8 protein-coding genes are annotated in these 10,206 nt (G+C 69.9%); 6 read left to right on the forward strand and 2 right to left on the reverse strand.

Going from position 1 to position 10,206, the window contains the following annotated elements; translation table 11 throughout:
* Together AC2H6A_RS14710 and AC2H6A_RS14715 are read right to left on the reverse strand one after the other, a co-directional pair.
* Positions 1-1,695, reverse strand: a 1,695-nt coding sequence (locus tag AC2H6A_RS14710) for a xanthine dehydrogenase family protein molybdopterin-binding subunit (protein ID WP_484274353.1), incomplete at its 3' end; no start/stop codon positions are given.
* Positions 1,696-1,711: 16 nt separating this feature from the next.
* Positions 1,712-2,797: a TRAP transporter substrate-binding protein gene (locus AC2H6A_RS14715; protein ID WP_484274354.1), complete on the reverse strand. Its 1,086-nt coding sequence runs from the start codon at positions 2,795-2,797 to the stop codon at positions 1,712-1,714.
* A gap of 235 nt (positions 2,798-3,032) precedes the next feature.
* On the opposite strand from AC2H6A_RS14715, the gene AC2H6A_RS14720 reads away from it, so the two are divergent.
* The 6 genes from AC2H6A_RS14720 to AC2H6A_RS14745 all read left to right on the forward strand — a co-directional run.
* Positions 3,033-3,476, forward strand: a complete 444-nt coding sequence (locus tag AC2H6A_RS14720; RefSeq protein ID WP_484274355.1) for a MarR family winged helix-turn-helix transcriptional regulator — start codon at positions 3,033-3,035, stop codon at positions 3,474-3,476.
* Between the two features lie 114 nt (positions 3,477-3,590).
* Positions 3,591-4,907 carry a tRNA-dihydrouridine synthase gene (locus tag AC2H6A_RS14725; RefSeq protein WP_484274356.1) on the forward strand — a complete coding sequence of 439 codons (1,317 nt, stop codon included), beginning with the start codon at positions 3,591-3,593 and terminating at the stop codon, positions 4,905-4,907.
* On the forward strand, positions 4,904-7,030 hold the full coding sequence (locus tag AC2H6A_RS14730) for a hydantoinase/oxoprolinase family protein (protein ID WP_484274357.1): 2,127 nt from the start codon (positions 4,904-4,906) through the stop codon (positions 7,028-7,030). Before AC2H6A_RS14725 ends, AC2H6A_RS14730 begins: the two co-directional genes overlap by 4 nt.
* Before the next feature lie 29 nt (positions 7,031-7,059).
* Positions 7,060-8,601, forward strand: a complete 1,542-nt coding sequence (locus tag AC2H6A_RS14735) for a hydantoinase B/oxoprolinase family protein (protein ID WP_484274358.1) — start codon at positions 7,060-7,062, stop codon at positions 8,599-8,601.
* Positions 8,602-8,648: 47 nt separating this feature from the next.
* Positions 8,649-9,425: a ferredoxin--NADP reductase gene (locus tag AC2H6A_RS14740; RefSeq protein ID WP_484274359.1), complete on the forward strand. Its 777-nt coding sequence runs from the start codon at positions 8,649-8,651 to the stop codon at positions 9,423-9,425.
* Between the two features lie 23 nt (positions 9,426-9,448).
* Positions 9,449-10,206, forward strand: a 758-nt coding sequence (locus AC2H6A_RS14745; protein WP_484274360.1) for a PD-(D/E)XK nuclease family protein, incomplete at its 3' end; no start/stop codon positions are given.

Here is a 10,206-nt window from a genome sequence, read left to right on the forward strand (position 1 = left end):
ATGGGCGGCCAGCGGCCGCACCCGCGCGACCAGCACCTCGCAGGCCTTGGACACCGCGCCGCCGGCCATGACGATGGAGCGCGAGGCATAGGTGCCGGTGGAGAACGGGGTCTCGTTGGTGTCGCCGTGGGTGACCACGATGCGCTCGATCGGCAGGCCGGTGATCTCGCTGGCCACCTGCGCGAGCGAGGTCTCCATGCCCTGGCCGTGCGAGTGCACGCCCACCTTGACCTCGAGGGTGCCGTCGGCGGCCAGCCGCACCGTGGCGCCGTCATAGCCGGGCACGATGGGCAGGCCCCAGGATGCGAACACCGAGGTGCCGTGCGCCGCCTGCTCGGTGTAGGTGGCAAAGCCCAGGCCAAGGAAGCGGCCCTGCGCCCGGGCCTGCGCCTGGCGCTGCGCGAAGCCGGCGTGATCGAGCATGGCCATGACCCGATGCAGGCTGGACGGGTAGTCGCCGGAATCGAAGGCCTTGCCGGCGATGTTGGTGAAGGGCATGTCGGCGCCGCGCACCAGGTTCTCGAGGCGCACCGCGCAGGGATCGCGCCCGACGGTGCGGGCGATGGCATCGATCATGAGCTCCATGGCAAAGGCCACGCCCGGCCGCGCCACGCCCCGGTAGGGCGAGAACGGCGGCTTGTTGGTGGCCACGCCGTACACATGGCAGCGGTACTTCTCCATGCGGTAGGGGCCGGGCAGGTTGCCGATGATCTGACCGGTTTCCAGGCAGGCGGTGAAGGGCCACACCGAGTAGGCGCCGCTGTCGACATGCACCTCGGCATCGAGGCCGAGCAGACGGCCGCGCTCATCGACATAGGCCGACATGCGGTACTGGTGCTCGCGGCAGTTGGTGCCGGCCACCAGATGCTCGCGGCGGTCTTCGATCCAGCGCACCGGGCGACGCAGCGTGAGCGCGAGCCAGGCGACCGCCACCTCCTCGGGCATGAGATTGCACTTGTAGCCGAAGCCGCCGCCGACATCGGGCGCGATCACCCGCAGGCTGGCCAGCTCGAGGCCCAGGCACTGCGCCAGCCCCGAGCGGATCATGTGCGGCACCTGGGTGGAGGAATACACCACCAGCTGCGAGCGCTGGTCATCCCAGTAGGCGAGCACCGCCTTGCCTTCCATGGGCGACATGCTCTGGCGCGCCATGCGGAACTCGCGGGTGACCACATGGGCGGCGCGGCGGGCGACCTCGCTGAGGTCTTCCTCGCGCTTGAGATGGATGAACAGGTTGCTGTTCCAGTGCTCGTGCACCTGCACCGACGAGGCCCGCGCGGTGGCGGCATCGGGCAGCGGGGTGAGCGGCTCGATGTCGGGAACCACCTCGGCGGCGAGATCTTCGGCCTGGGCGCGGGTGGGCGCCACGCACACCGCGAGCGGCTCGCCCACGAAGCGCACCTTGCCCTGCGCGAGCACCGGATAGTCGGACACCTGATAGCCGGGCAGCGAGGACTGCGCGGTGATGGGCAGGACCGAACCGGCGAGATGCGCTGCCGTGAAGATGCGGCCCTCGGCGCCGGCCGGCAGGCCGATGCCGCACAGCCGCCCGTGGGCGAGCGGGCTGCGCACGAAGGCTGCCTCGAGCAGGCGCGGAAAGACCAGGTCGTCGATGAAACGGCCGCGGCCGTGCAGATGACGCTCGTCTTCCTTGCGCAGGACGCGCGCGCCGATGCCCGTGGCAGAGGAACTCATGAAACGCTCCCGCGGATCAGCGGTTTGCCGACACCCCGTAACGATAGCTGTCGAGGGTGTTCTCGGCCACGCGGAACCAGAGGTTCTGCTCATCGCGGAAGCGCCGCCAGGAGGTGAGCATCTTGGCGAACTGGGGGTTCTTCTCGGCGATCTCGTTGAAGGTTTCCTCGGTGGCCTTGTAGCAGGCGTCCATCACCGCGCGCGGGAAGGCGCGCAGCTGCGTGCCGCTGCCCACCAGGCGCTTGAGCGCCTCGGGGTTCTTGGTGTCGTAGTGGGCGATCATGGCGGCCATCTGCTCGGTGCTGGCGGCCTCGAGCATTTCCTGCTGGGTCTTGGAGAGGGCCTCCCAGGCCTTGGTGCTGACCAGCAGCGTGATCTGCGCGCTGCCCTCCCACCAGCCGGGGTAGTAGTAGAAGCGGGCCACCTTGTTCAGGCCGAGCTTCTCATCGTCATAGGGGCCCACCCACTCGGCGGCATCGATGGTGCCTTTCTCGAGGGCGGTGTAGATCTCGCCGCCGGGGATCTGCTGCGGCACCACGCCGAGCTTGGCCATGATGGTGCCGCCCAGGCCGCCGATGCGGAACTTCAGGCCCTTGAGGTCTTCGACGGTCTTGATCTCCTTGCGGTACCAGCCGCCCATCTGCACGCCGACATTGCCACAGGGGATGGGCACGATGTTGTACGGCTTGTAGAGCTCGCGCAGCAGCTCGAGGCCGCCGCCGTAGAGCATCCAGGCGTTCTGCTGGCGCGCGTTCAGGCCGAAGGCCAGACCGGCATCGAAACCCAGCGCCGCGTTCTTGCCCACGAAAAAGGACGAGAACACATGGCCGCACTCCACCGTGCCGGCCGAGACGGCATCGAAGATCTGCCCGGCGGGCACGATCTCGCCGGCGGCGTGGGCGCGAAGATCAAACGAGCCGGCCGACATGGCGGTGACGCGCTTGGCGAGGGCATCGGCCGAGCCGTAGATGGTGTCGAGGCTCTTGGGCCAGGCAGTCTGCATGCGCCAGCGCGTGCCGGCCTGGGCATGAACCGTGGAAGAAACCGCCAGCGACGCGGCCGTGCCGGCCGCCGCCTTGCCTAGAAATCCTCTTCGCTGCATGAGTGCGCCCCGTTGGTTGGTGAAGGGAGAACATCAGGAGACCGGCAGGTTCCGCACGAACGGGGCTGACAGCCGCCCCGGACGCCGCGAGCCTTGACAGAAACTCGGCCCGCGTGGAACCATGGTTTGCATGCAAACAATAGGCGTGGCCCGAGGGCTTGTCAACAAACCGCAGGCCGCCCGGCAAGGCGCCGGAACCCGTGATCGCGGCATCTGGGATCGGCCCGGTTTCCTGGTGCGCCGGCTGCACCAGATCCATGTGGCGCTGTTCCTGGAGCAGGTGGCCGATGGCGAGGTCACGCCCATCCAGTACGGGCTGCTCAGCATCCTCTCGATGAACCCCGGCATCGACCAGTTCACGCTCGGCGAGGAGCTCGGCCTTGATCGCGCCAATGTGGCCGGCATCCTCAAGCGCCTGGAAGCCCGCGGCTGGGTGCGGCGGGTGGTCGATGCCGACAACCGCCGCCGCAAGCTTTGCCTGGTCACGCCGCGCGGCGAGGCCTTCCTGAAGGCCCACCATCCGCAGATGCAGCAGTCGCAGCGCAAGCTGCTCGCGCCGCTCTCGGCGGCCGAGCGCGAGCAGTTCATCGACCTGCTCACGCGGCTGGTGGAAGGCAACAACGACAGCGGCCGCACCGCGCTGCGCCCCGGCGGCAAGGCCTTCGGCACCCCCGACTGAACCCCTCGCATGCATCACGGCGCCGCCGGCCCGCCGGCCGCGGCGCGAGACACGATTCCGATACCGACAGCGACACCGTCAACGACACCCCCCAAGGCACCGGAGACCCATCAGATGGCCGACCTCAAGCTCGATTTCTGCGGCGTGAAGTTCAAGCACCCGATCATCATCGCCTCGCTGGAGACCACCAACAGCCCCGAGGTGATTCGCGAGTGCGTCGATGCCGGCGCCGCGGGCATGATCGTCAAGACCCTCACCGACATCGAGGACATGGCGCGCCTCACCGAGAACTCGAAGTACGCCATCCTCAACGAGAAGAACGAGCTCATCAAAGGCAAGGTCAACAAGAACTTCATCTTCTACAGCCGCTCGGGCTATTCCAGCACCGGCTTTCGCGAATGGGTGCCGCATCTCATCGAGCTCAACAAGTACGCGCAGGACCGCGGCTCGCACCTGATCGGCAGCGCCGGCGGCAAGACCGTGCAGAGCTGGATCGACATCTGCCGCACCATCGAGGACTGCGGCCTGCCCATGGTGGAGCTCAACTTCGGCTGCCCGCACCCGGCGATGATGCCCGGCGTGCATGGCGGCTCGATGATCGGCCAGGAGCCCGAGGTGGCCCGCGAGGTGACCGCCCGGGTGTGCGAGGCGGTGAAGATTCCGGTGGTGATCAAGCTCACGCCTGACCAGTCGCGGGTGATGGAGGTGGCGCGCGCCGTGAAGGAAGCCGGCGCGGCCGGGGTCACGGCCACCAACCGCTACACCGGCTTCTCGGTGGACATCGAGACCGGCCAGCCGCGGCTGGGCGGGCCGGCCGGCATCGGCGGCGTGTGGGCCAAGCCGCTGTCGCTGCGCTGGGTGCACCGCATCTACAACGAGCTGGGCATGCCGATCACCGGCTCCAACGGCATCTACGACCACCGCGATGTGGTCGAGTTCATCATGACCGGCGCGCCGCTGGTGCAGGTGGGCTCCATCCTGATGCTCAAGGGCATCAAGTACCTGCCGCACATCATCTCGGGCCTGGAGGAGTTCATGGACAGCCATGGCTACCCCGACATCGCCTCGATGACCGGCATCGCCTCGCGCCGCGCGGTGAAAGACTACGGCGACCAGTTCCGCAAGCCGCGCATGCACAGCGAGATCGCGCAGGAGGCCTGCAAGAACCCGAGCTGCACCATCTGCATCCAGACCTGCTTCTACGACGCGCTGGCCCAGGGCCCGGGCAAGGTGGCCTCGCTGCACGACAACTGCATCGGCTGCGAGATGTGCACCCAGACCTGCCCCTTCAACGCCACCAGCATGCACACCACCACCGACGAGGACCGCGCCCGCGAGACCTTCTTCCAGATCCCCGACGGCGTGTTCGAGATCGGCAAGTTCGCCAAGGGCTTTGACCGCGGCATCAAGCTGGCCCGGGTGAAGGGATGAGCGCGGCTGCTCCCGCCACCGCGCCCGGCGCGGTGCGCTACCGGTTTGCCTTCGACATCGGCGGCACCTTCACCGACCTGGTGCTGCTCGGCAGCGACGGCTCGGTGCTCACCGCCAAGGTGCTGAGCGACCAGGTCGATGTGGTCGGCCCCATCCGCGCCGGCCTGGCGCGGCTGCTGGCGCAGCATGGCATCGCCATCGGCCAGGTGAGCGAGGTGGTGGTGGGCGCCACCACCGCGGTGACCAACCTGGTGATCGAACGCAAGGGCGCGCGCACCGGGCTGATCGCCACCGCCGGCTTTCGCGATGTGATCGAGATCGCGCGCGAGCTGCGCTACGACCTCTATGACCTGACCGCGCCCGGTCCCGACCCGGTGATTCCGCGCGAGCTGCGCATGGAGGTGGCCGAGCGCATCGATGCCGCCGGCGCGGTGGTGCAGGCCCTGGACGAGGCCGATGCCGAACGCGCGGTGCGCGCGCTGGTGGCCGAGGGCGCACAGGCCATCGCGGTGTGCCTGCTGCACAGCTTCACCAATCCCGACCACGAGCAGCGCATCAAGGCGGTGGCGCAGCGCGTGGCGCCGCAGCTGCCGGTGTCGCTTTCCAGCGAGGTGCTCGGCGAGCTGCGCGAATACGAGCGCACCGTGGCCACCGTGCTCAACGCCTATGTCATGCCCATGGTGGGTGGCTATCTCGGCACCATCGAGGACGGCCTGCGGGCCATGGGCATCCAGGCCACGCTGCGCATCATGCAGTCCAACGGCGGGGTGATCTCGCGCGAGTTCGGCGAGCGCATGCCCATCCGCATGCTCGAGTCGGGCCCGGCGGCCGGCGCGCTGGGTGCGGCCCATGCCGCGCGCCAGGCGAGCGTGGCCAATGTGGTCGCCTTCGACATGGGCGGCACCACCGCCAAGGCCTGCCTGGTCACCGACGGCACGCCCTCGGTGACCACCGACTTCGAGGCCGCGCGCCTGCAGCGCTTCAAGAAGGGCAGCGGCCTGCCGGTGCGCCTGCCCACCGTCGACCTGATCGAGATCGGCGCGGGCGGCGGCAGCATCGCGCATGTGGATGCCACCGGCCTGCTCAAGGTGGGCCCGCACAGCGCCGGCTCCAAGCCCGGCCCGGCCTGCTACGGTCTGGGCGGCACCCAGCCCACCGTGACCGATGCGGCCCTGCTCATGGGCTACCTCGACCCCGCCGGCAATCTCAGCGGCGCGGTGCAGATCCGCCCCGACCTCGCCGAGCGCGCGGTAGCCGAACACATCGCGCAGCCGCTCGGCCTGAGCGTGATGGAGGCGGCCAACGGCATCCACCGCATCGTGTGCGAGCACATGGCCGCGGCGGCCAAGATCCATGCGGTGGAAAACGGTCGTGATGTCCGCCGCTACACCCTGCTCGCCTTCGGCGGTGCGGGCCCGATCCACGCCCGCGAGGTGGCCCGCCGCACCGGCTGCACCGAGGTGCTCATCCCGGCCAACGCCGGCGTGTTCTCGGCCTTCGGCCTGCTGGTGGCGCCCATGAAGGTCGATGCGGTGCGCACCCGGTTCACGCGCATGGCCGGCGTCGACTGGGCAGCCACCGAGGCCCTGCTTGGCCAGATGCAGGACCGCTTGCGCGACGAGCTCGCCGCCGCCGGGGTGCCGCCGGCCGAGGTGCGGTTCCGCCGCACCGCCGACATGCGCTATGTGGGCCAGGGCTTCGAGGTGGAGACCGAGCTGCCGGCGCAGCTCGGGCCCGACCAGGCCGGCGCGGTGCAGGCCAGCTTCGAGCAGGCCTACATCGCGCGCTTCGGGGTGCGCCTCGAGAACCAGCGGCTTGAGGCCGTCAACTGGCGGGTGGAGGGCTTCGCGCCCGCGCCGCCCACGCCGGCACGGCCGGCCGCGCGCACCGGCGTTGCGGCCGCGGGCGCGCGCCGCTCGCGCCCGGCCTACTTCCCCGATGCCGGCGCCTTCATCGACACCCCGGTGATCGACGAGACCGAGCTGCGCCCCGGCGAGCGCCACGAGGGCCCGGCCCTGGTGGAGCAACCCGGCTCCACCGTGGTCATCGGGCCGGGTGATCGCTTCGGCATCGACGAGGCCGGCAACCTGCGCATCACCCTGGGCGCGCGCGCCGGCCGCTGAGCCCGGCAACCGATGAAAGAGGCTTGCGCATGAACCCGATCGATCTCGAGATCTACTGGAACCGCCTGATCGCCATCACCGACGAGGCCGGCGCCGCGCTCAAGCGCACCTCGTTCTCCACCGTGGTGCGCGAGTCCAACGACTTCGCCTGCGTGCTGCTCGACAGCCAGGCGCGGCTGCTCGCGCAGTCGTCCCTGAGCATTCCGGGCTTCATCGGCACCGCGCCGCTGTCGCTGCGCGCCATGCTCCAGCGCATCCCGAAGGAGAGCCTGCAGCCCGGCGACATCCTGTTCACCAACGACCCCTGGATCGGCACCGGCCACCTGCCCGACGCGACCATGGCCGCGCCGGTGTTCGCCGGCGGCCGGCTGATCGCCTTCGTGATGGCGGTGGCGCATCTGTCGGACATCGGCGGGCGGCAGTGGTCGGCCGATGCCAACGAGGTCTACGAGGAGGGCGTGCGCTTCCCGGTGATCAAGCTCTCGGAGGGCGGCCGCTTCAACGAGTTCGCGCTCACCATGCTCGAGGCCAATGTGCGCCTGCCGCAGCAGGTGCGCGGCGACTTCGAGGCACAGATGGGCGCACTGCGGGTGGCCGAACGACGGCTGCTCGAGATGCTGGAGGAGTACGACCTCACCGGCATCGACGAGATTGCCGAGGCGATCTTCAGCGCCTCCGAGGAGGCGGCGCTGCGCGAGCTGCGGCGCATTCCCGAGGGCGTTTACACCGGCAGCGTCGACTCCGACGGCTTCGACGAGCGGGTGAGCATCCGCGCCACCATCACCGTGCGCCATGACGGCGTCACCGTCGACTACTCCGGCAGCACGCCGCAGGTGCGCTTCGGCATCAACGAGACCTTCAACCACACCTACGCCTACACCATCTATCCGTTCAAGTGCCTGCTCTCGCCGGGCATCCCGAACAACGACGGCTTCACGCGGCTGTTCACCGTGATCGCGCCCGAGGGCACGATCGTGAATGCCCGGCCGCCGGCGGCGGTGGGCGCGCGCCACCTGATCGGCCACCAGCTGCAGGCCGCGGTGTTCGAGGCGCTGGCGCCGGTGATGCCCGAGCGGGTGCAGGCCGACAGCGGCACCCCGCTGTGGTCGGTGCTGCTGCGCGGCGTCGATGTCGAGAAGGGCACCTCGTTCTCGACCATCCTGTTCTTCAACGGCGGCATGGGCGCCATGCGCGAGCGCTCGGGGCCGCCGGCGTCGGGCTTTCCGGCCAACATCTCCAACACCCCGGTGGAGGTGGCCGAGACCCTGGCCCCGGTGATCTTCGGCGCCAAGCGCCTGGCCGACGGCTCGGGCGGGGCCGGCGCGCAGCAGGGCGGCATGGGCCAGGTGGTGTCGTTCCGCTCGCGCTGGCCGGGCCGCCTGCGGGTGTCGCTGCTCACCGAGCGCACCCGCGTGCCGGCGCGCGGCATCATGGGCGGCGAGCCCGGACGGGTGGGCCATGTGCTGCTCAACGGCGAGCCGGTGGCCAACCCCAAGAGCGTGGTCGATCTGCTCGAGAACGACACCCTGGAGCTCGCCCTGCCCGGCGGTGGCGGCTACGGCCCGGCCTGAGCGCGGTCCTGAGGGACAATCCCGGTCAACCCTTCACCTGAATCCCCATGGCTGCCTCCTCCGAAGTCACCGTGCTCACCGTGCGGCACTGGAACGAGTCGCTGTTCTCGTTCACCACCACCCGCGACCCGTCCCTGCGCTTTCGCAACGGCCACTTCGTGATGATCGGCCTGCCGGTGGACGGCAAGCCGCTGATGCGGGCCTACAGCATCGCCAGCCCGAACTGGGCCGAGCAGCTCGAGTTCCTGTCGATCAAGGTGGAGAACGGGCCGCTGACCTCTCGGCTGCAGCACATCCAGCCCGGCGACAGGCTGCTGATCGGCCAGAAGGCGGTGGGCACCCTGGTCATCGATGACCTGCTGCCCGGCAAGCGGCTGTTCCTCTTTGCCACCGGCACCGGCCTTGCGCCCTTCATGAGCATCATCCAGGACCCCGACACCTACGAGCGCTTCGAGAAGGTGATCCTCATCCACGGGGTGCGCACCGTCAGCGAGCTCGCCTATGCGGACTTCATCCGCGACGAGCTGCCGCGCCACGAGTTCCTGGGCGAGATGGTGTCGCGCCAGCTCATCTACTACCCCACGGTCACCCGTGAAGCCTTCAGGCACACCGGTCGCATGACCACCGCCATCCAGAGCGGGCAGCTGTTCACCGACATCGGCGAGCCGCCGCTCTCGGCGCAGACCGACCGCGGCATGATCTGCGGCAGCCCGGCCATGCTCAAGGAAACCTCCGAGATGCTCGACGCCCGCGGCTTCGTGGTCTCGCCCGCCCTGGGCGAGCAGGGCCACTATGTGATCGAGCGGGCCTTCGTCGAGCGTTGACGGGCAGTGGCGCGCCAGCGGGCATGGCCGCCGCCACGCCCGTGCCCGGGCCGGCCGAGCCGCCCCGATACACCGTCGCGGTGCGCGCGCTGTGCGAGTTCGGCGCGCGCGCCGGCGACCTCGACCTGCGCTTCACCCCGGCGCCCACCGCCCAGCAGGGCATCGAGGGCCACCGCGCGGTGGCCGGCCGACGCGAGCCGGGCTGGCAGGCCGAGTTCGCGCTCGAGACCCGTGTGGGCGAGCTGCGGGTGCGTGGCCGGGCCGACGGCTGGGATCCGGGCCGCGGCCTGGTCGAGGAGATCAAGACCCATCGCGGCGACCCCGCCCGCCTGCCCGCCAATCACCGCGCCCTGCACCGCGCCCAGGCCCGCGTCTACGGCTGGCTGCTGTGCGAGCGCTTCGGCCTGCCGCGCATCACCGTGTCGGTGGTCTATGTGGCGATCGAGGATCTGCGCGAGACCCGCCACGACGAGGACTGCGCGGCCGACGAACTGCGTGCCGACTTCCTCGCGTTGTGTGAGCGCTGGCTCACCTGGGCGCGCAGCGAGGCAGCGCACCGTGCCGCGCGCGATGCCGCGCTGGCCGACATGCCCTTCCCGCAGGCAGCCTGGCGCGAGGGCCAGCGCGAGCTGGCCGAGGCGGTGTTTCGCAGCGCGCGCGCCGGCGCCTGCCTGATGGCGCAGGCGCCCACCGGCATCGGCAAGACCCTGGGCACGCTGTTCCCGCTGCTGAAGGCCTGCGCGAGCCAGGACATCGACCGGGTCTTCTACCTGACTGCCAA

Source organism: Quisquiliibacterium sp. (assembly GCF_982640115.1).